The organism is Lentzea albidocapillata subsp. violacea (assembly GCF_900100275.1).
Lineage (GTDB): Bacteria > Actinomycetota > Actinomycetes > Mycobacteriales > Pseudonocardiaceae > Lentzea > Lentzea violacea.
Window position 1 is genome coordinate 469,678 of sequence record NZ_FNET01000001.1, and the last position, 20,415, is coordinate 490,092.

The 20,415-nt window shown below is 70.5% G+C and carries 21 protein-coding genes; 13 read left to right on the forward strand and 8 right to left on the reverse strand.

What is annotated here, in order from left to right:
• Window positions 1-173 precede the first annotated feature (173 nt).
• From BLR21_RS01840 to BLR21_RS01860, 5 genes are read left to right on the forward strand one after another with little or no spacing between them, the layout of a single operon-like run.
• On the forward strand, window positions 174-1,097 hold the full coding sequence (locus BLR21_RS01840) for a patatin-like phospholipase family protein (RefSeq protein WP_176929407.1): 924 nt from the start codon (window positions 174-176) through the stop codon (window positions 1,095-1,097).
• Window positions 1,098-1,156: 59 nt separating this feature from the next.
• Window positions 1,157-1,732, forward strand: coding sequence for a TetR/AcrR family transcriptional regulator (locus tag BLR21_RS01845; protein WP_176929408.1), 576 nt, complete (start codon window positions 1,157-1,159; stop codon window positions 1,730-1,732).
• Entirely contained in the window at window positions 1,729-3,126 is a 1,398-nt protein-coding gene (locus tag BLR21_RS01850) for an amidase (RefSeq protein WP_090003874.1), read from the forward strand. Before BLR21_RS01845 ends, BLR21_RS01850 begins: the two co-directional genes overlap by 4 nt.
• A complete protein-coding gene (locus tag BLR21_RS01855; RefSeq protein WP_090003875.1) occupies window positions 3,123-3,989 on the forward strand; it encodes an alpha/beta fold hydrolase in 867 nt (288 codons plus the stop codon). Before BLR21_RS01850 ends, BLR21_RS01855 begins: the two co-directional genes overlap by 4 nt.
• A 4-nt stretch (window positions 3,990-3,993) precedes the next feature.
• On the forward strand, window positions 3,994-5,466 hold the full coding sequence (locus tag BLR21_RS01860) for an amidase (protein WP_090003876.1): 1,473 nt from the start codon (window positions 3,994-3,996) through the stop codon (window positions 5,464-5,466).
• On the opposite strand, the gene BLR21_RS01865 is transcribed toward BLR21_RS01860, so the two are convergent.
• Window positions 5,456-6,409, reverse strand: a complete 954-nt coding sequence (locus tag BLR21_RS01865; RefSeq protein WP_090003877.1) for an alpha/beta fold hydrolase — start codon at window positions 6,407-6,409, stop codon at window positions 5,456-5,458. The two genes, BLR21_RS01860 and BLR21_RS01865, sit on opposite strands and share 11 nt — an antisense overlap.
• A gap of 67 nt (window positions 6,410-6,476) precedes the next feature.
• Between BLR21_RS01865 and BLR21_RS01870 the strand changes: the two genes are divergently transcribed.
• Window positions 6,477-7,064, forward strand: coding sequence for a helix-turn-helix domain-containing protein (locus BLR21_RS01870; protein WP_090003878.1), 588 nt, complete (start codon window positions 6,477-6,479; stop codon window positions 7,062-7,064).
• On the opposite strand, the gene BLR21_RS42215 is transcribed toward BLR21_RS01870, so the two are convergent.
• A complete protein-coding gene (locus BLR21_RS42215; protein WP_176929409.1) occupies window positions 7,051-7,200 on the reverse strand; it encodes a hypothetical protein in 150 nt (49 codons plus the stop codon). The genes BLR21_RS01870 and BLR21_RS42215 overlap by 14 nt on opposite strands.
• A 227-nt stretch (window positions 7,201-7,427) precedes the next feature.
• Here BLR21_RS42215 and BLR21_RS01875 point away from each other — a divergent pair, with 227 nt between their 5' ends.
• The 6 genes from BLR21_RS01875 (at window position 7,428) to BLR21_RS42220 (ending at window position 11,264) form a co-directional block, all read left to right on the forward strand.
• The gene (locus BLR21_RS01875; RefSeq protein ID WP_256334383.1) at window positions 7,428-8,411 is read left to right on the forward strand and encodes a HAMP domain-containing sensor histidine kinase; all 984 of its coding nucleotides are present in this window, start codon (window positions 7,428-7,430) and stop codon (window positions 8,409-8,411) included.
• Window positions 8,408-9,055, forward strand: coding sequence for a response regulator (locus tag BLR21_RS01880; protein WP_090003879.1), 648 nt, complete (start codon window positions 8,408-8,410; stop codon window positions 9,053-9,055). Before BLR21_RS01875 ends, BLR21_RS01880 begins: the two co-directional genes overlap by 4 nt.
• A 77-nt stretch (window positions 9,056-9,132) precedes the next feature.
• Window positions 9,133-9,606, forward strand: a complete 474-nt coding sequence (locus BLR21_RS01885) for a cation:proton antiporter regulatory subunit (RefSeq protein WP_090003880.1) — start codon at window positions 9,133-9,135, stop codon at window positions 9,604-9,606.
• Between the two features lie 4 nt (window positions 9,607-9,610).
• Entirely contained in the window at window positions 9,611-10,786 is a 1,176-nt protein-coding gene (locus tag BLR21_RS01890) for a cation:proton antiporter (protein WP_090003881.1), read from the forward strand.
• Entirely contained in the window at window positions 10,783-11,085 is a 303-nt protein-coding gene (locus BLR21_RS01895) for a hypothetical protein (protein WP_090003882.1), read from the forward strand. Before BLR21_RS01890 ends, BLR21_RS01895 begins: the two co-directional genes overlap by 4 nt.
• Before the next feature lie 14 nt (window positions 11,086-11,099).
• Complete coding sequence (locus BLR21_RS42220) at window positions 11,100-11,264, forward strand: hypothetical protein (protein ID WP_176929410.1); 165 nt, start codon at window positions 11,100-11,102, stop codon at window positions 11,262-11,264.
• Here BLR21_RS42220 and BLR21_RS01900 read toward each other — a convergent pair.
• The 3 genes from BLR21_RS01900 to BLR21_RS01910 are packed head-to-tail and all read right to left on the reverse strand — an operon-like array spanning window position 11,246 to window position 15,289.
• Window positions 11,246-12,592, reverse strand: coding sequence for a carboxyl transferase domain-containing protein (locus BLR21_RS01900; RefSeq protein WP_090003883.1), 1,347 nt, complete (start codon window positions 12,590-12,592; stop codon window positions 11,246-11,248). The two genes, BLR21_RS42220 and BLR21_RS01900, sit on opposite strands and share 19 nt — an antisense overlap.
• Window positions 12,576-13,979 (reverse strand): acyl-CoA synthetase, encoded by a 1,404-nt coding sequence (locus BLR21_RS01905; protein WP_090004442.1) that lies wholly within the window; start codon window positions 13,977-13,979, stop codon window positions 12,576-12,578. Before BLR21_RS01905 ends, BLR21_RS01900 begins: the two co-directional genes overlap by 17 nt.
• A gap of 5 nt (window positions 13,980-13,984) precedes the next feature.
• Window positions 13,985-15,289 (reverse strand): SLC13 family permease, encoded by a 1,305-nt coding sequence (locus BLR21_RS01910; RefSeq protein WP_090003884.1) that lies wholly within the window; start codon window positions 15,287-15,289, stop codon window positions 13,985-13,987.
• A 123-nt stretch (window positions 15,290-15,412) separates the two neighbouring features.
• On the opposite strand from BLR21_RS01910, the gene BLR21_RS01915 reads away from it, so the two are divergent.
• Entirely contained in the window at window positions 15,413-16,114 is a 702-nt protein-coding gene (locus tag BLR21_RS01915; RefSeq protein WP_030479807.1) for a FadR/GntR family transcriptional regulator, read from the forward strand.
• Here BLR21_RS01915 and BLR21_RS01920 read toward each other — a convergent pair.
• The 3 genes from BLR21_RS01920 to BLR21_RS01930 form a co-directional block, all read right to left on the reverse strand.
• Window positions 16,092-19,076, reverse strand: coding sequence for a TIM-barrel domain-containing protein (locus BLR21_RS01920; protein WP_090003885.1), 2,985 nt, complete (start codon window positions 19,074-19,076; stop codon window positions 16,092-16,094). The two genes, BLR21_RS01915 and BLR21_RS01920, sit on opposite strands and share 23 nt — an antisense overlap.
• Before the next feature lie 96 nt (window positions 19,077-19,172).
• Window positions 19,173-19,778 carry a dihydrofolate reductase family protein gene (locus tag BLR21_RS01925; RefSeq protein WP_090003886.1) on the reverse strand — a complete coding sequence of 202 codons (606 nt, stop codon included), beginning with the start codon at window positions 19,776-19,778 and terminating at the stop codon, window positions 19,173-19,175.
• Window positions 19,779-19,824: 46 nt separating this feature from the next.
• Entirely contained in the window at window positions 19,825-20,373 is a 549-nt protein-coding gene (locus tag BLR21_RS01930) for a DUF1062 domain-containing protein (RefSeq protein ID WP_090003887.1), read from the reverse strand.
• Between the last annotated feature and the right edge of the window lie 42 nt (window positions 20,374-20,415).

Sequence of the window (20,415 nt, forward strand, 5' to 3'; positions counted from 1 at the left end):
CGGGTGGAAAAGGGGACGACTGAACGGCCATCGCGATCGACGGCCTGTCACATCCAGGGCTCACCCTGAGATGTCGTCTTCACCCACCAGCACGTCGAGCTCCTCATCGAGGGCGGTTGATCTCACTTCCACATTAGCAGCGTGGCGGAAGGTCCGAAGATAGGGTTTTGGACATGACGGTTCTCGAGTTGCTGCGGGAGCGCAGGCGGCAACAAAGCGTTCCAGGACAACGGAACGACGACGCGCGGCTCGTCCTGCTGGTCGAGGGCGGGAGCTCGCGCGGCGTCTACTCCAGCGGGATGACCGTCGCGATCGAACGGCTCGGGCTGCTGCCGCTGTTCGACGCCGTCTACGGCAGCTCGGCGGGATCGCTGAACGCGGCCTGGCTGCTGTGCGGCCGGGCGGACCGGAGCAAGCACGCCTGGTGGGACCCGGCCGTCATGCGCACCACCATCAACCCGAGGCGCGCGTTCAGCAGGCGTCCGGTCGTCGACACCCTGCACCTCGTCCACACCATCTACACGGAGGTCCACCCGATGGGCTTCCAGGAGATCCTCGACAGTCCCGTCGAGTTCCACCCGATGACCACGGACGGACTCACCGGCGAGGCGGTCGACCTGCACGGGTACGTGCGCGACCGGCTGAGCCTGCAGACCGCGCTGCGGGCGTCGGCCGCGATGCCGTTCCTCGCCGGCGACCCCGTGACGATCGACGGCCGCCCGTACGTGGACGCGGGGCTGAGCGAGACGATTCCCGTCGGCACGGCGATCTCGCAGGGGGCGACGCACGTCGTCGCCCTGCGCACGCGGCGCGAGGACGAGTTCCTGGGCGTGCCGCCGTCCCGTGGCGAACGGTTCGTGTTGTCGCGCTGGTTCGCCCGGCACGCACCGGGAGTCGTGGCGAACTGGTTGCGCCGTGAGGAGATCAGGGCCAAGGACGAGGAGCTGCTCGCCACCCACCCGGCCTGCCTGCAGATCCGGCCACCGCTGGGCAGTGCGGTGATCGGCCGCACGGAACGACGGCAGCGCGTCATGCAGGACGCGCTGGACGTCGGAGTGGAGGCCGCGATGAGACACCTGGGCAACGGGCACTTGTGATGACGTGCCGGGACCCCCTACGGTATCGCTACAACTTGTTGCGAATTTGAGGGGTGCCGGTGGCAGGGCGTCCGCGGGATCCCGATCTCGAACAGCGGTTGCTGGCGACGGCGTGGTCGCTGCTGACCTCGAACGGCTACGACGCGCTGACGTTGACGCAGGTCGCGGCCCAGGCGGGCGCGCACAGGACCGACGTCTACCGGCGCTGGAGCAGCAAGGTGCGGCTGGTGGCGGACGTGCTCGACGCGTACCTGCCACCCGTGCCGGACCCCGACACCGGCACGCTGCACGGTGACCTCAGGGCGTTCGCGCAGGACCTGGCGGGCGCCTGGGACGAGCCGTGGAACGACGGCCTGGTCGGCTTCCTCGCGGACCTGCGCGGCGACGCCGAGGCCGAGCGGACGTTCCGCGGCCTCGTCGTGCGCCGGTCGCAGCCGCTGGTCGACGCGATCGCACGGGCCGTGCGGCGCGGGGAGATCGCCGAGGTGCCGGAGCTGCCGTTCGTCGGCAACCTGCTGGAAGGCCCGCTGATGCACCGGCGGATGTTCGGTGGCGAGCCGATGACGCCCGAGGAGCTCGACGTGGTGACGTGGTCGGTGCACCGCCTGCTGACCGGAACCTCCGTGAAGCCATGAGTCTGCACGAACTCACGGCCGCGCAGCAGCTCAAGGCGTTGCGCGCCAAGGAGATCAGCTCCCGCGAACTGACCGAGCACTACCTCGCGCGCATCGAACGGCACGCCGGGCTCGGCGCGTTCGTGACGATCAACGAGAACGCGCTCGACGAGGCCGCACGCGCGGACGAACAGCTCGCCGGGGGAGACCGGGCGGCGCTGCTCGGACTGCCGCTGGGCATCAAGGACCTCGCCGCGACCGCGGGCATCCGCACGACGTTCGGGTCGGCGGCGCTGGCGGAGTTCGTGCCGCGGGAGGACTCCTGGACGGTCGGGCTGCTGCGGCGGGCCGGCGCGGTCGTGCTGGGCAAGACGAACACGTCGGAGTTCGGCGCGACCTGTTACACCGAGAACGACGTCACCCCGAATCCGGCCGTGACCCCTTACGCCCCAACGCGTTACTCGAGCGGTTCCAGCGGTGGAGCGGCCACGGCGGTCGCGGCGGGCCTGCTGCCCGTGGCGCACGCCAGCGACGGCGCCGGATCGATCCGCACACCCGCGGCGACCTGCCACCTGGTCGGGATGAAACCGAGCCGCGGCCTGGTGAGCCCGGCGCCCGCCACGTCGTTCCTCCTCACGAGCACCGAGGGTCCGATGGCGAGAACGGTCGAGGACGCGGCACTCCTACTGGACGTGATGGCGTCTCCCGCGCCCGGCGACCTGTACGGGTGGCGCAACGACGGCAGCTTCGCCTCGGCCTTGACACTCCAGCGTCGGCTCAAGGTCGCGATGTGGACGGACAGCGGCACCGACGAGGACACCGACCCGCAGGCCGAACTGGCCGTGCGGCGGGCCGCGGAGGTCCTCACCGGACTCGGTCACGACGTGCGGGAGATCCCGTTGCCGTGGCGCTGGGACTGGCACATGCGGCGGGCGGTCACGCACTGGTTCGCCTACCAGGTCGCCGCCGTGGTCGGAAACACGGTGTCGCCGCCGCGGATTCCCCTGCTCCGGCCCTACACGCGGCACCTGCTCGCCACGAACGAGACCTTGAACGTCCAGAGCGTTGTCGCGGCCCAGGCGGTGCTCGCCCGCTACGCCAGCGCGTTCCTCGCCGCGGTGGACGACTACGACGTCGTGCTGACACCCACGACCAACGGCCCGCCGGTCCCGATCGGCTACTACACCGGCGACGAGGCCGACCTGATGCTGAAGTGGTCCTGCCACACGCCGTGGGCCAACCTCGCCGGAGTACCCGCGATCTCACTTCCGTCGCATGTGGACGGTGACGGGCTGCCGCACGGCGTGCACCTCGTCGGCCGCGCCCGCCGTGACGCCGAACTGCTCGCTCTCGCCGCACAGCTGGAAAGCGCGGCGCTGTGGGACGAGCTCCACCCGCCGAGCTGGCACCAGTGAAAGGCCTCGCGATGCTGGAGAAGTTCGTCACGCTCCCGGACGGCCGGGGAATCCGCGCGGTCACGGCGGGGGAGGGTCCCGGCCCGTTGATCGTCTTCGAGGCCGGGATGAGCGCGCCCGGTTCGACCTGGATCCACACCCAGCGTGAGGTGAGCGCCCGCTACCGCACGCTGTCCTACGACCGCGCCGGCTACGGCGGCAGCGATGTCGACCCGCACGACCGCACGCTCGACCGGATCGTGGACGACCTGACCTCGCTGCTCGACGCGCTCGGCGAGACCGAGCCGGTGCTGCTGGTCGGGCACAGCTGGGGCGGCCCGATCATCCGCGTGTTCGCCGACCGGTACCCGCGGCGCGTGGCCGGGATGGTGTTCGTGGACGCGACCCTCGCCGAGATCATGTCGACGCGCAACGCCAAGGTCGCGGCGCGGTTCTTCGGCTTCATGGCGGTGCTGGCCCGCCTGGGAGCCAAGGGGCTGATCAGGCGGCAGACGTTCCGCAACGGCGTGTCGCCGGAGATCTCCGCGGCCGACGTGGAGACCATGACGAACGACTACGCGACCGTGCGGGCGATGAAGGCGGGCAGCCGGGAGGCGCTGCAGATCGCGTCCGCCCTGCCGGTGATGCGCCGGGTGCAGGCGGCGGGCACCCCGGACGTGCCCACGGTCTGCCTGCAGGCAGGGCTGGTCGAGCGGGGGATGGCCAAGTGGCGCCCGCAGTTCAACCGGTACGCGGCCGACCTGATGGACGCCGTCCCGCGCGGCAGGATGGTCGTCGTCGAGGACGCCGGGCACCTCATCCCGCAGGAGAACCCGGCTGTGGTGCGGGAGATCGTGTTCGGCGTGGCCGAGCAGCTACCTTGAGCCCGTGGACTTCGACGAGTACCGGAAGTACGACGCCACCGGGCTGGCCCGGCTCGTCGCGGACAGGCACGTGTCCGCGGCCGAACTCCTCGCGGTGGCGAGGGAACGCGCCGCGGAGGTCAACCCCCGGCTCAACGCGATCGTCCGGGACGTTCCGGCCGAACCGTCCGACGCCCTCACCGGTCCGTTCGCCGGGGTGCCGTTCCTGATCAAGGACCTCGGCCAGGACTACGCGGGCCTGCCGACCTCGAACGGGTCGCGCTCGTTGAAGGCGCTGAAGGTCGCCGCGCACTCGACCGTCGTCCAGCGCTGGGTCGACGCCGGCCTGGTGATCTTCGGCAAGACCAACCTGCCGGAGTTCGGCGCCAAGGCGATCAGCGAGTCGGCCGTCTGGGGCCCGGCGCGCAATCCCTGGGATCTGGAACGGACCCCCGGCGGTTCGTCGGGCGGCTCGGCGGCCGCGGTCGCCGCCGGGATCGTGCCCTGCGCGGGCGCGAACGACGGTGGTGGCTCGACCCGGATCCCGGCGGCGTGCTGCGGGCTCGTCGGGCTGAAGCCGGGACGTGGCCTCACGCCGTTCGGGCCGGAGACCGCCGAGATGATGCACGGCGCGGCGGTGCAGGGCGTCGTCTCCCGCACGGTCCGCGACACGGCCGCGATGCTCGACGTCATCTGCGGTGGTGAGCCGGCCGGGCCGTACTCGCCCGCGCTGCCGCCGGAGTCGTTCGCGTCGTACGTCGGCCAGGCTCCCGGCACGCTCCGGATCGGCGTGCGGGTGCCGTCGGCGATCAACCCGGACCCGCATCCCGAGGCGGTCGCGGCCGTCGCGTCGGCCGTCCGCGTGCTGACCGATCTCGGGCACCACGTGGAGGAACTGCCGCAGGCGCCGTTCGACGACGCGGTGCTGGCCAAGGACTTCCTGCTGACGTGGTTCGTGAACCTCGCGTGGAAGGTCGCCGACGCGAAGCGCCTGACCGGGGCGCCGGACGTCGCGTTCGAACGCGACACGCTGCTCATGGCCGCCCTGGGACGGGCCACGAGCAGCGTCGACTATGTGGACGCGGTGCAGCGGCGGCACGAGCACACCCGCCGCCTCAGCACCTACTTCGAGTCCTACGACCTGCTGCTGACGCCGACGCTCGCGACCCCGCCGCCCAAGGTCGGCCAGTTCGACCTGCCGGTGTCGTTGCAACGTGCCACCGACGTGCTGCTCAAGACGGGCACGGCCCGGTTCCTCAAGCACACGAAGATCGTCGACGACATGATCAGGGACAACCTCGGCTGGGTGCCGTACACGCAGCTCGCGAACATCACCGGCCGCCCCGCCCTCTCGCTGCCGCTGCACTGGACGGCGGACGGGCTGCCGCTGGGCGTCCAGTTCGTCGCGCCGCTCGCGGGGGAGGCGTTGCTGATCAAGCTCGCGGCGCAGCTGGAAGAGGCGCTGCCGTGGTTCGATCGCGTGCCGGTCATGAACTGAGGAAGGCCAGCAGTTCGGTGGTGACGAACTGCGGATTCTCCTCGACCAGCCAATGTCCCGCCTTCGGGACGTCGAGCGTGCGCACGATGTTCGTCATCCGCGGTGCGGCCGTGCCCTTGATCGCCTCGGCCTGCCCCTCCGCGGCCATGACCAGGGCCGGGGTCTGCACTGGCCGGGCTGCCTCGGTGTCGCGGACGTCCTGGTCGAGCGCGCGGTACAGCTCGAAGCCGTTCGACAGCGCCAAGCTGTAGGTGCGCGCGTACTCGTCGATCTCGTCGTCGGCGAACGGGGATTTCGTCGACGTGCCGCCGAACGCGCTGCCCTGGTAGGAGACCTGCGGGTAGAAGAGCTTCAGGTAGTCGCGGACGTCGTTCCGGACGATCGCCTCGGGGACGCTGGGCTGCGAGTGGAACGCGATGTGCCAGCTGAGCGTGCGGTAGGTGCGCGCGTCGATCGCCGGACCCGGTAGCGGCAGGTCGAGGTAGCCCAGCCGGGCGGTGTCCTCGGGGAACTGGCTGGCGTACTGGAACGCGACGGCCGCGCCGAGGTCGTGGCCGACGACGGAGGCGTTCCGCAGGCCGAGCCGGCTGGTCAGCGCGTGGACGTACCGCGCGAGGGTGGCCTTGTCGTAACCCTTGGGCGTGCCGGTGCTGTCGCCGAGTCCGGGCAGGTCGAGCGCGTAGACGGTGTGGCGTTCGGCGAGCGCGGGCATGATCGGCCACCAGCCGTACCAGGTCTGCGGCCAGCCATGGATCAGCACGACCGGGCTGCCGCTGCCGCCCGTCACGTAGTGCATCCGCACGCCCTCGACGTCGGCGAACTCGTGCCGGAAGGTCTTCTGAAAGGCCGGGTCGTTCTGGGTGACAGCGGCGTGCGCCGGGGTCTCCGGGGGCGTCGCACAGGCGGTGATCAGGAGCAGCAGGGCGAGTACGAGGCGTTTCATGCGACCAGCTTGGGTCGTGATTGCCATATCTGGCACGAAAACTTGCCAGTGTGGCAAGCTCGGCCTGGTGAACCGCGAAACCGAAGACGTTCTCGACGGGGTGGGCGCGCGGCTGCGGACGTTGCGCCGGCACCGCGGCATCACCCTCGCCGACCTCGCGACGACCACGGGGATCTCGGAGAGCACCCTGTCCCGGCTGGAGAGCGGGCAGCGCCGGGCGACGCTGGAACTGCTGCTACCGCTGTCGCGCGTCTACGACGTGCCGCTGGACGACCTCGTCGGTGCCCCGCGGACCGGCGATCCGCGCATCCACCTCAAGCCGATCCACAAGTACGGCATGACGTTCGTGCCGTTGTCGCGGCGGCCGGGCGGGGTGCAGTCGTTCAAGATGCTCATCCCGGCCGTGCCGGAACCGCTGGCACCCACTCTGCGGACGCACGACGGGTTCGAGTGGCTCTACGTCCTCAATGGACGGTTGCGGCTGGTGCTCGACGACCTCGACCTGACGTTGCCGCCCGGCGAGGCCGCCGAGTTCGACACCTCGAAGCCGCACTGGCTGGGCAGCGCGGACGGCGGCGCGGTCGAACTGCTGATCCTGTTCGATCCCCAGGGGGTGCGCACGCACGTCCACGCCGACCGGATCAGCTCCGGTTGACGCGGTTCGCGCGCGGCCTGAGCGCCACCGAGCCCGCCAGGAGCAGTCCGGCGGCGACGAGCAAGGCGTGCGGCACGAGCAGACCCGCCGCCACCAGCGCGAGAGCTGCCAGGTGGAAGGGCCAGGTGGTGGTCATCGGGCGCCTCCAGAGAGGTTGAGGGCGTCTGACTCCACGATCGTCACTTTTGGTCGTTTCGGCGATCCGTCGTGGCACCCAACCGGGGCGCCGTGCGGGCCGCTGATGGCGCCGGTCGTGAGTGTCATCGCCCGTAGCCCGCCGACCGGCACACCTGCCGGGCTCCGGCGAATATGGGTGTTGCCACGGATGGACAGGTGGCGCCCTCGCCCGTCAGCCTCGCAGGCGTGGCGGGAAGCGATCACGGAGAGGCGGCGCACGTGTCGTTGTTCGGGCGGATCTTCCTGCTCAACGCCCTGGTTCTGGTCATCGCGGCCATGTTGCTCGTGTTCGGGCCCGCGACGGTGTCGACGCCGGCGCCGTTGCGCGAGGTGCTGGTGCTGGCGGCCGGGCTGGTGGTGATGCTGATCGCGAACGCCCTGCTGATCCGGGTGGGGCTGGCGCCGCTCGGGCGGCTCACGCGGGCGATGACCACGATCGACCTGCTCAAGCCCGGACCTCGGTTGCGGGCGACGGGGCACGGGGAGATCGCCGAGCTGATCACGACCTTCAACAGCATGATCGACCGGCTGGAGACCGAGCGCGGGTACAGCTCGGCCATCGCGTTGTCGGCGCAGGAGTCGGAGCGGCGGCGGGTGGCGCAGGAGCTGCACGACGAGGTGGGACAGTCGCTGACGGCGGTGCTGCTGAGTCTCAAGCGGGTGGCGGACCAGTCGCCGCGGGAGACGCGCGAGGAACTCCTCCAGGTGCAGGAGACGACGCGCAGCACGCTCGACGAGATCCGCCGCATCGCGCGGCGACTGCGGCCCGGTGTGCTGGAGGAGCTGGGGCTGGTCAGCGCGCTCAAGGCGCTCACACGGGAGATCGGCGACCCGGCCGGTCTCACGATCAGGCGGTCGTTCGACAGGAACCTGCCCGCGCTCGGCGCCGAGACCGAGCTGGTGGTCTACCGCGTCGCGCAGGAGGGTCTCACCAACGCCGTCCGGCACGCGAAGGCGGACGAGATCGAACTCACCCTGACGGCTCGTCCGTCCGAAGTGGAGCTACGACTGCGCGACAACGGCCGGGGGATCGGCGACAGCCAGGAGGGCGCGGGCATCCGCGGCATGCGGGAACGCGCACTGCTGGTCGGCGCCGAGCTGACCGTCGGGCCGGCGCTGACGGGCACCGAGGTCAGGCTGGTAGTGAAGGCCAAGGGGGAGGGCGAATGACCGTGCGCATCCTGCTCGCGGACGACCACGCGCTCGTCCGCCGCGGCGTCCGGATGATCCTGGACAACGAACCCGACCTGGAGGTCGTCGGCGAGGCGGGCGACGGCGCGGAAGCGATCAGCCTGGCCCGCAGGGACAAGCCGGACCTGGCGATCCTCGACATCGCCATGCCGCGGCTGACCGGGTTGCAGGCCGCGCGGGAGCTCTCGCGTCTCCTGCCGGACCTGCGGATCCTGATCCTCACGATGTACGACAACGAGCAGTACTTCTTCGAGGCGCTCAAGGCGGGCGCCTCCGGGTACGTGCTGAAGTCCGTCGCCGACCGCGACCTGGTGGAGGCGTGCCGCTCGGCCATGCGCGGCGAGCCGTTCCTCTACCCCGGCGCGGTGAACTCGCTGATCCGCAACTACCTGGACCGCGCCAGGGAGGGCGGCGGCTTCCCGGCCAAGGCGATCACCGATCGCGAGGAGGAGATCCTCAAGCTGGTCGCGGAGGGCCATTCCTCCAAGGAGATCGCGGACATGCTCGTGATCAGCGTCAAGACCGTCGAGCGGCACCGGGCCAACCTGCTGCAGAAACTCGGGCTCAGGGACCGTCTCGAACTCACCCGGTACGCGATCCGCGCCGGGCTCATCGAACCCTAGCGGCGCGACACCACGATGCACCCGTCCGACCCCGAACTCCCCGGCAACGTTCCGGGCCACACCACTAGGAAACTCGAGTGAACGTCGAAGTGACGCCCCTGCCCGGCATAGGGGTCAGGCAGGACTTCTCCATCCGTTCCGGCCGCCGGATCGGCGTGATCTCCTACCGTGACGGCAAGTTCGAGCTCATCATGTCCAAACAGGATGATCCCGACACGACCGCCGCGTCCATCCCGCTCTCGCCGGAGGAGGCGGGCACGCTCGCCGGGCTGCTCGGGGCGCCGCAGCTCGTCTCGAAGCTCGCCCGGCAGCACGCCGACATCACCGGGATCACGACCCGCCAGTTGCCGGTCACGGCGTTCTCCAGCCGCACCCTCGGCGACACGGCGCTGCGCACCCGCACCGGCGCCTCCATCGTCGCCGTCGTGCGCGGGGGCAACGCGCATCCGTCGCCGGGCCCTGACTTCCTGTTCCAGAACGGCGATCTCGCGGTCGTCGTCGGCACCGCGGACGGTCTTGATGCCGCCGCGGACATCCTGACGGGCGGCTGAGCGAGTGCACGACACCACGATCGCGCTGATCCAACTGGGTGCGGTCTTCTTCGGACTGGGCCTGCTCGGCCGCCTCGCCTGGAGATTCGGCATCTCGCCGATCCCGCTCTACCTCGTCGGCGGTCTCGCGTTCGGGTCCGGCGGACTCGTCCCGTTGCACGGCATCGAGAACTTCACCCACCTCGCCAGCGAGATCGGCGTGGTGCTGCTGCTCCTCCTGCTGGGCCTCGAGTACTCGGCGTCCGAACTGACCACCGGCCTGAAGAAGTCGTGGATGGCCGGTGTCCTCGACATCGTGCTCAACGCGGCACCCGGCGCCATCGTCGCGCTGATGCTCGGCTGGGGCATGGTCGGCGCGCTGGCGATGGCGGGCGTCACCTACATCTCGTCGTCCGGCATCATCGCGAAGGTCCTCGGCGACCTCGGCCGCCTGGGCAACCGGGAGACGCCGGTGATCCTCTCGGTGCTGGTGTTCGAGGACCTGGCGATGGCCGTCTACCTGCCGGTGCTCACGGCCGTGCTCGCGGGCGTCAGCTTCGTCGGCGGGCTGACGTCGGTCGGCATCTCGCTGCTCGCGATCACCATCGTTCTGGTGGTGGCGCTGAAGTACGGCCGGTTCATCTCGGCCATCGTGGACAGTCCCGACCACGAGGTGTTCCTGCTCAAGCTGCTCGGCTCGGCGCTGCTGGTCGCCGGCATCGCCTCGGAACTGCAGGTGTCCGCCGCCGTCGGCGCGTTCCTGCTGGGCATCGCGATCTCCGGCTCCACCGCCGAGAACGCCACGCGCCTGCTGGAACCGTTGCGCGACCTGTTCGCCGCGATGTTCTTCGTGGTGTTCGGCCTGAACACCGATCCACGCACGATCCCGCCCGTGCTCGGCATGGCGGTGCTGCTCGCCGTGATCACCACCGTGACGAAGGTGGCGACGGGGTGGTGGGCGGCACGACGCCAGGGCATCGGACCGATGGGCCGCGCCCGCACGGGTGCCGCGCTGGTCGCGCGAGGTGAGTTCTCCATCGTCATCGCCGGTCTCGCGGTCGCCTCCGGTCAGGTGAACGAGCAACTGGCCGCGCTCGCCACCGCGTACGTGCTGCTGATGGCGATCATCGGCCCGATCGCGGCGCGCTACGTGGAACCGGTCGGCGAGTTCTTCCTACGCAGGCGGGCAGTGGCTCAGTGAGGTGGCCGGCACTCCTGCTGGCCCTGCTGCTGGCGTTCGTCGCCACGAGCACCCGCGACACAGCCGCGGACCGGCCGGGATCGGGGCTCAACGCTCCGGTGTCGGCCGTCCACGTGCAGACGACGGCGTCCCCGGACGGCTGCTGGGCGCTGCCCGGCCCCGCGACCGGTCCGCGCCCGCCGCAGGGCCGGGCGGCGGTCGTCGTGGCCACCGCCCAGAACGCCGAAGGAACGACCTCAGGTCACCGGTCGAGCCGGGCGCCGCCGCACGCGGCCGCTCCCGACTCCACCCACCCCTGACCTGAGGACCTCACATGTCGTACGTCGTTCTGGTGTTGTTCGTCGCGTCCGTGCTCGTCGGTATCGGCGCGCTGGGCGCGATGCTGAAGAAGAAGGAGCCGTTCTACGGCGTGGTCGGACTCGTGACCATCTGCGTCCCGAGTTCGCTCCTGGCGTTCCTCTACCTGGCCGTGGCCTGATCAGCGGACTGGCCGAGCTGGGCGATCCCCCGCGCCACGCCCAGCTCGACCAAGTCCTGCGGCCGCAACCGCAACTCCTCCGCCGTCTGCCGCGCCCGCGCCGGATCCCGTTTGAGGATCGCGTTCGCCAGTTCGGGTGAGATGACCGCGAAGTAGCCGTCCGGCGTCACCCACATCCGGTCCGGTGCGGCGAACGCCAGCGCGCCACCGGAGCCGCCCTCCCCGATCACCAGCGTCGTCACCGGCACGCGCGCGGCCGCGATCGCGGTGAACAGGTCGGCGATGGCGGCGCCCACACCCGCCTTCTCGGCGGCCGCGTCGTTGGCCGCGCCCGGTGTGTCCACGAGCGTCAGCACCGGGATTCCCAGCCGGTCCGCCAGCCGGACGAGACGGGCCGCCGTACGGAAGCCGGGGGGCCGGGTCGCCGTGCCGCACTGCGCCGCGTAGGCGATGGTCTGCCCGTCGCGATACCCGAACCCGCACAGCACACCGGGGTCGACGCCGCCGCTGCGATCGCCGTTGATCGGCTCGTGCCAGCCGAAGTAGGAGGCGAGGTACTCCTTGGCGCGCGGCCGGCCCAGCGTGCGGGCGCGCACCACCGCGTCCCAGCCGGTCTTCGGCAACGTCGTCTGGCCCAGCGCCGCCGGCACGGGGGCGGGGGCGCCGGTGGACGTGGTGAGCAGCCGCAGCCAGCGCTCCAGCCGGTCGCGCAACTCCTCCGGCGGCACGAGCTGGTCGACCAGACCGGCCGCGAACTGCTGCGTCACCGAGTATCCCGGCGGCCGCACGCGTGACCCGGCGAACCCGACCTGCGCGCCGCGCAGTCCCAGCACGACGTCCGCGCCCGCCCCGAGCGTGGCCCAGCCGCCCCCGGTCGTGGGATCGCGCAGCACGGCGACGTGCGGCAGCCCGGCCTCGCGGGTGAGCGTGAGCTGCCGGGCGATCCGGGGCAGCTGCATCAACGCGAGCGTGCCCTCCTGCATGCGGCTGCCCCCGGTCGCGACCAGCGAGACGACCGGCAGGCGGCGTTCGCGGGCGTGTGTGAAGGCCTGCTCGATGCGGGCGCCGGTGCGGGTTCCCAGCGAGCCGCCGAGGAACCCGAACTCGAACGCCACCACCATCGTCGTCACGCCGCCGATCTCCGCGATCCCGCAGACGACGGACTCGCGTTCACCGGTCGAGGCGGCTGCTCGCGCGAGCTGGTCGCCGTAACCCGGCCAGCCGAGCGGTCCGTCCCCAGTGGAGGGTCCGAGGTCGTCCGGCAGCTCCTCGAACGCGGACGCCAGCCGGCCGATCAGCTCGCGGGCCGGCTCACGCCCGCAGGGCACGCTTCATCACCTTGCCCATGTCGTTGCGCGGCAACGACTCCACGAACCGCACCACCCGAGGCCGTTTGTGCGGGGTGAGCAGCCGCGCTACGTGGTCGGCGAGCTCGCCCGAGGACGGCTCCGCCCCGGCGGGCACGACCCAGGCGACGATCCGCTCGCCCAGGTCGTCGTCGGGCTCGCCGGTCACCGCCACCTCCTTCACCCCGGGGTGCTCCAGCAGGGCGTTCTCGATCTCGCCCGCGCCGATCTTGTAGCCGCCGCTCTTGATGATGTCCGTCGCCTTGCGCCCGACGATGCGGAAGTAGCCGTCCTCGTCCCGCGTGCCCACGTCGCCGGTGCGGAACCAGCCGTCCGCGAACGCCTCGGCGGTGGCGTCGGGCCGGTTGAGGTACTCGGTGAACAGGTTCGGCCCGCGTACCTGGATCTCACCGATCGCGCCTACGTCGTCCAGCGCCAGTCCGGCGTCGTCGACCAGCCGCACCTCGACGCCGGGCAGCGGCACACCGACCGCGCCCGGCCTGCGGTCGCCGTCCGCGCGGACGCTGGTGTTCATCAGCGTCTCGGTCATCCCGTACCGCTCGACGACGCGCTGCCCGGTGGCGGCGGCGATCCGTTCGTGGTCGCGCACCGGCAACGCGGCCGACCCCGACACCAGCAACCGCGCTCCGCTCAACGCGTCGGCGAGCTTTACGTCCTCGCCCACTTCTTCCGCGATCCGGTGGTACATCGTCGGAACGCCGAACATCATCGTGCCGTCGTTCAAAGCCTGGGTGACCGCGTCGGTGGAGAACTTGCCGAGGTGGTGCACCGTGCCACCGCGCCGCAACGGGCCCAGCACGCCGAGGATCAGCCCGTGCACGTGGAACAACGGCAAGGCGTGCACCAGCACGTCCTCCGAGGTCCACTCCCACGCCTCCGCGACCGCGTCCAAAGTGGACACGATCGCCCTGCGCGGCAGCACCACGCCCTTGGGTGCGCCGGTGGTGCCCGAGGTGTAGACGATCAACGCCGGAGCCTCGTCGCCGGGATCGGCGAACGGCCCGAAGTCACCGCCGTCGAGCGTGACATCGCGGCGCGGCACCGAGTCCAGTCCGGTCGGAAGCCGCGTGCCGGGAGCGGCCAGCACCAGCGCGGGCGCGCTGTCCGACACGATGTGCGCGAGTTCGCGTTCGCCGACCTTCGGGTTGAGCGGCACGGCGGGCACCCCGGCGAGCAGGGCCGCGACCACCGCGACGCACGTCTCGATGGCCGGAGTCGCCCAGATCGCCACCCGAGGCAGGCCGGACAGCTGCTGTGCCAGCGTTCCGGCACAGGCGGCGAGTTCGGTGTGGGTGAGGGTGCGGTCGCCGAAGCGGAGGGCGACGCGGTCTGACTGCAAGGCGAACATCAAGGTCACCAGATCTCCGGGACGACGAGGGCGAGCCACACCAGCGGCGGCGCCGCCGCGACCATGATCCCGCCGTAGACCATCAGTTGCTTGAAGAACTTGTCACGGTCGACGTCCTGCGCGCCGGCCAGCACCAGAGCGCCGTTGGTGGAGAACGGACTCACGTCGACCACGGTCGCCGACACCGCCAGCGCCGCGATCAGGCCGATCGCGCTGACCTCGCCCTGCAGCAGGAACGGCACGGCCAGCGGGATCAGCGCGCCCATGATGCCGACGGACGAGGCGAACGCCGACACGATCGCGCCGATGTAGCAGATCAGCAGGGCAGCGAGCAGGGGAGCGCCGACACCGGCGACCGAGTCGCCCGCCCACTTGATCGTGCCCATCGTCTGCAGCACGGCGACGTAGGTGAGGATGCCGCAGATCAGCAGCACCGTCGGCCACGTGATCTGGGTGATCGCCTGCTTGGACGTCTCCGGCCACACCACGCTGAGCAGTACGGCCACCGTGATCGCGGCGAGGCCGACGTCGAGGTCGAACACCAGCGCGGCGGTCACGAGGGCGGCGAGACCGAGCAGCGTCGCGATGCGGGGCGCGGTCAGGGCGACACGCTCTTCGGTCAGGTCGCTGCTGCCGTCTTCGCCGATTCCGCCACCGCCGCCACCACCACCGGCGCGGGCCAGTGCGGGCGCTTCCAGTGGCTGCCTGGCGAGCTTCATGCCGCCCAGCACCACGAACACCACGGCGGCGATCAGCAGGTTCACCACGAGGCTGGCCAGGAACAGCACGATCTCGTTGCCCGGCAGGCCTTCCTTGGCCACGATGCCGTTGACGATCGTGCCGTAGATGCTGATGGGCGAGAAGCCGCCGGCCTGCGCGCCGTGCACCACCATCACGCCCATCAACAAGGGGCTGATCCGGTACTTCGCGGCGAACCCCATCGCGATCGGCGCCACGATCGCGACCGCGGCCGGGCTCACCGCACCGATCGCCGTCAGCACGCCGGTGATCGCGAACATCACCCACGGCATCAGCGCGATCCGCCCGCCGACGAGCCGGATCGCCCGGTACACCAGCCAGTCCGTGGTGCCGTTGGCGCGGGCGATGGCGAACAGGAACGTCACCCCGACCAGCACGACGAACAACGAGGCGGGGAAGCCCTCGAAGATGTCGTCGGTCTTCATGTCCGCCACCAGCGTGCCGACGCCGAAGGCCGCGGCGAAGGCGAGCGCGCCCATGTTGATCGACCTGGTCGTGGCGATGACGAACACCACGACCAGCACGAGTATCGAGATCAGTTCGGCGGACATGCGGGGCTCCCGTCGTTGGGACTGTCCGAGTGGATGAGTGGTTCAGCCACTTTCCGCCCGCGGTCCAGCCGCTGTCAAGAGGTGGCCTAGTGGCTGAGCCACTTGACCGGTTATCCTGGGACGATGTCCGAGGCACTGCGGCCCATGGTCAAGTCCCGCCTGTACGAGCAGGTGCTCGAACGCCTGCGCGCGCACGTGGTGGAGGCCGGCCTGAGCGCGGGGGACAGGTTGCCCGCCGAACGCGACCTCGCGGCGAGCCTTGGCGTGAGCCGCGCGTCCATCAAGCAGGCGATCGTGGTCCTGGAGGTCCAGGGCCTGGTCGAGGCACGGCACGGCGGCGGCACCTACCTGGTGCGCGACACCCTCGACGTCGAACCGGTCGAGCAGCTCGTCGAACGCCGCAAACGCCTCCCGGAGGTGCTGGAGGCCCGCGAGGCGTTGGAGACCAAGCTCGCCGAACTGGCCGCCGAACGCCGCACCGACGCCGAGCTGGAGACGATCCGCGCGGCGCTGGACTTCATGCGCGACGAGATCGGCGGCGGGGACAACGGCGTGGAAGGGGATCGCCGCTTCCACGCCGCCGTCACCGCCGCCGCCCACAGCTCGCTGCTCGCCGAGTTCATGAAGACCATCGCCGAGCAGATCACCGAGAGCCGCACCGAGTCGCTGCGCCAGCCGGGACGCCCCTCCCGGTCACTGGCGCAGCACACGGCGATCTACGAGGCCATCGCCGCGGGGGACGCGAAGAAGGCCGCCGCGGCGATGCGGAAGCACGTCCGCACCGTCGCGAAGGTCAGGCTGCTCACCTGGGTGCCCGAAGACTGACCACCACCGGCGAGTTGCGGGCGTGCACGACGTGGCTGGACCCGTCCGCCTGGTGCACGACGAACTTCCAGTCCCGCTTGGACACCTTGCCGGCCAGCAGGAAGAGCGTGTCGCCGCGCTGGATGATCCGCGTGCGCCCGCTGTCCTCGTACAGCGTGAACTCGCCCTTCGCTCCGGCCGTCACGTGCACGGTCAGGGCGTCGGCCGGGTTGTGCACGTCGTTGGCCACATCAGAGCTGCGTTCGACCACCATTCCGCCCGCACGCATGAACACCGGCATGGTGTCCAGGCCCGCGCTGACGGTCGCCCAGGTGTTGCCCTGGTAGACCTGCCCGGTGAAGTAGTCGGTCCACTGCCCCGGCGGGAACCAGACCCGCGTCGAACCCGTGTCGCCGGGCGTCGTGATCGGCGCGACCAGTACGTCCGGCCCCAGCAGGAACTGACTGTCCACAGTGGAGTAGGCCTCCGGACTGCCAGGGTACTCGAGCCACGCCGGCCGCTGGATCGGCACGCCGGTCCGGTTCGCCTGCTCCGCCAGCGAGTAGATGTACGGCACGAGCCGTTCGCGCAGGTTCAGGAACTTCGTCGCCGACGCCTGCGCTGCCGCCCCGTACTGCCACGGCAGCCGGTCGCCGTGGTTGCTGTGCAGTCGCGTGATCGGCTGGAACGCGCCCAGCTGCACCCACCGCGCGTACATGTCGTCCGGCAGCTTGGTGGTGTAGCGGACCTGGCCGTTGTCGAGGTAGGTCTCCGACCCGCGCAGCCCGGTGGTGTCGTTGTGACCGCCGATGTCGTGGCTGATGTTCGACATCCCGGTCGCCACGCCCTCGGCCGAGGTGTAGCCGATGGTCGCCTTCAGCGCGCCCCACGTCGACGACGTGTCGCCGGTGAAGTGCAGGGTCGAGCGCTTCTCCGCCCACGGGCCGGTCGGCAACGGCCCGGAGCCGCTGTACCCGCCCGCCTGCAGCGATCCGAAGCCGCGCGAGAACGCGAACGAGCCGATCTTCGCGTACTGCTCGTTGATCCACGAGTCGGGCGTGACCCCGCGCAGCGACGAACCCGAGCCGTCGCAACACCAGTCGAGCCACCAGAAGTCGGTCGGCATCTGCTGGTGCAGCTCCAGGTAGGCGCGCAGCTGGTCCGGGTCGCCCCAGTCGAACACGTAGCAGTTCGCGCAGGAACCCTTGGCCAGCTTGCCCTTCGCGGTGGCCTGCGCACGAGCGAAGTCGGGGTCGTCGCCCTGGATGCTGGGGTGGATGTTGAGCGTGCTGTGCAGGCCTTCGCCGTGCGCCCAGTCGAGGAAGCCCTGCGGGTCGGGGAACTTCGTCTGGTCCATGCGCCAGCCGTTCCACAGGTTGTGCGCCTTGAAGTCGGTGTCGACCACCAGCACGTCCAGCGGCACACCGTGCTGCCGGAACGCCGGCAGGATGCGGTCGCGGTAGTCGGCGGCGGTCCGGTCGATGTACTCGGAGTACCAGACGCCGTAAGCCCAGCGCGGCAACAACTTCGGCCCGCCGGTCAGCGCGGTGAGATCACCGAGCGCCGCCTTGTGGTTCTGGCCGTAGCCGAACACGTAGCCGTCCTGGTAGGGCTGGGCGCCCCGATCCACGCGCGGAGTTCCGTTGCGCAGAGCGGAAGTCGTGTCGTCCAGCAGGTACCAGCCGTCGCGGTACATCAGGCCGGGCGTCAGCTGCGGATCACCGCTGTTGCCGGTGTAGCCGTCGAGCGAACGCCGGTAGCCGCCGAGCGCCAGGTGCTGGACCGAGCTGTTGATCCCGACGGTGTCCAGGTTGACGTGGCAACCCGCGTCCGGACAGGTGACGGTGAGGTCGGACGTGCCTGCGGGCAAGGACACCTGTGCCGTCGCGGTGGACCACGTCGCCCAGTTCGCCGTGACGGGCAACGTGATCGCCTGACCGTTGATCAGCACGGTCCGCGCCTCGTGCTTGCCGTCGCCGCCGACGCCGTTGGCGTACCGCAGCACCACGGGGTACGTGCCCGCCGCCGGAACGCTGGTCACGCGCTGGCTCAGCCGCGTTCCCCCGACGAGTTCGGCGACGAACCCGGTGCCCGCGAACCCCGCGTGCTCGACAGCGATCTTGGCCGAACCGCTCACCAGGCCGTTCTCGGCCTCGCAGCTCGTGCCGAACCGGCAGTCGTCCACCGCTCGCACGCCGGGATATGCCTGGTCACCGCTGAGCAGGGCGAGGCTGTCCACGTTGACGTTGCCCGAATCGGCGGCACCGCGCGTCAGGGACACACGGTGTTCGCCCGCGGCCAGGTCGAGGTCCGTGGACACCTGCTGCCAGGCACCCCAGTCGGCGGTCGCGGGCAGGGTGACCTGCCGAGGAGCCTGCCCGTCGACAGCGAGCCCGAGCGTGCGGCTCTCGTGCCTGCCGTCGCCACCCCGCCCGTTCGCGTACTTCACGACCAGCCGGTGCCTGCCCGCACTGGAAGCACGCACTGTCGCCGTGATCCCGTTGTTGAGGTAGGAGAACCCGGCGACGAACCCGGCACCGGAGTGCCCGGGATGATCGGCCGCGACCAGCAGGCCCTCCCGTTGCTGGTCCTCGGCCTCGCAGAGCTGCCCGGTCGCACAGACCACCCGCCGCCACGGGGACGCGGTCGTGCCGGCCGTTTTCATCTCGAAGTTGTCCGCGCGGAACGGCCCGGACCCCACGCGGTACCGCAGGGTCATGGCCGACGTGGTGATGGTCAGCCAGCCGTCCCGAACGCGCGAGGTGTAGGCCGTGCGGGGGAAGGTTCGATTTACAACGTTGTAAGTGCCCTGATCTTCGAAGCGGCGATCCCCGGCGAATTCGGAACGCACGAGGGTGGGGGACAGGATCTGGAACCTGGCCTGCCCGGAGACCACCGTGCCGTTCGGCTGGGCGGTCGCGGGCGCGGGGAGGACCAGGCTCAGGAGAGCTAGCAGAGGGACGATCGTCGTGCGTTTCCGCATTCGTGCTCCTCGTCTGACGCCGTCGGCTTCCGAGGTGTTCAGCTACCTGAACCTTCCTCACCTTGGCCTGACGATGTGGAGCGATCAAGACGCCAGTCAGCGCACGACCCGATAGGTCATATGCGTGAAGGAGGCACCCGCACGGGAGTCGACCTGCTCGAGGTTCAGCCCGGGAACACCGTCGAACAGCCGCGACCCGGCGCCGATCGTGATCGGCACGATCCGCAGCCGAAGCTCGTCGATCAGGCCCGCCGCCAGGTACTGGTTGATCGTGGCAGCACCGCCCTGGACGGAGGTGTTGCCGTCCCCGGCCGCCTCGCGGGCCAGTTCGAACGCCGCCGCGATGCCCTCGGTCACGAAGTGGAACGTCGTGCCACCCTCCATCGGCTGGGGCTCGCGCGGATGGTGGGTGAGCACGAAGACCGGCCCGTGGTACGGCGGGTCGTCGCCCCACCAGCCGTTCCACGGGCGGTCCCACGAACCGCGGACCGGGCCGAACATGTTGCGCCCCATGATGAACGCCTTCGTCTCGGCCAGGCGGTCCATCTGCCACTTCAGCTCGGCCGGATCCTCCATCCACGCGTGCAGTTCGCTGCCCCAGCCGTCGCCGCCGTCCTCACCGAACGGCCGGTCCTCGGACTGGCCGAGCCCCGCCGCGTAGCCGTCGAGAGAGATCGAGAGGTCGCACGTCACCTTGGTCATGAACCCCAGCCTGACTCAACGACCCTTACGGCGGAAGGGCGCTCGTTCAGCGTTTGAGCGTGAAGGTGAAGTCGCCGGAGACCTTGCCGGTCAGCCGGATCGCCGACACGACCTTCCCTTCGGTGATCAGCCGTTCGACCTCACCGCGCGACAGCCCGCACGCGTCCGCGATCAGCCGCACCGGCCGGACCGGGATCCGGGCCGTGAACCGGACCGACACGTCGACCACCTCCTGGTCGAGGTGATCGGACCCGCCGGTGTCGAGCCGCCACGCGTCCTCCCAGTCGAGAGAGATGTGGTTGCGGCGCTGCAGAACGGTGTCCTGCAGCAGTTCCGCGACCAGCGACAGGTCGTTGGCGTGCAGGCGGTCCAGCAACGCGGGCCGGACCGTGCGGACGTGAGTTCGTTCGAAGATCGTGAGCTTGGCGGTGTCCCCGCAGCCCGTGCAGAGCACGAGGAGCCAGGCGTCGAGGATCTTGTGGTTGGCGTTGACGCGGAACTTGCCGCTCGCCCGGAAGCGGTCGGCGGCGCACACGTGGCAACGACGGCGGACAAGGGGAAGGCAGGTGGGCACGACGGCCCAGGTGGTGAGCACAGAGGTACACCGTTCGGTGAGAAATCCGCAGCAAGGGGAGCG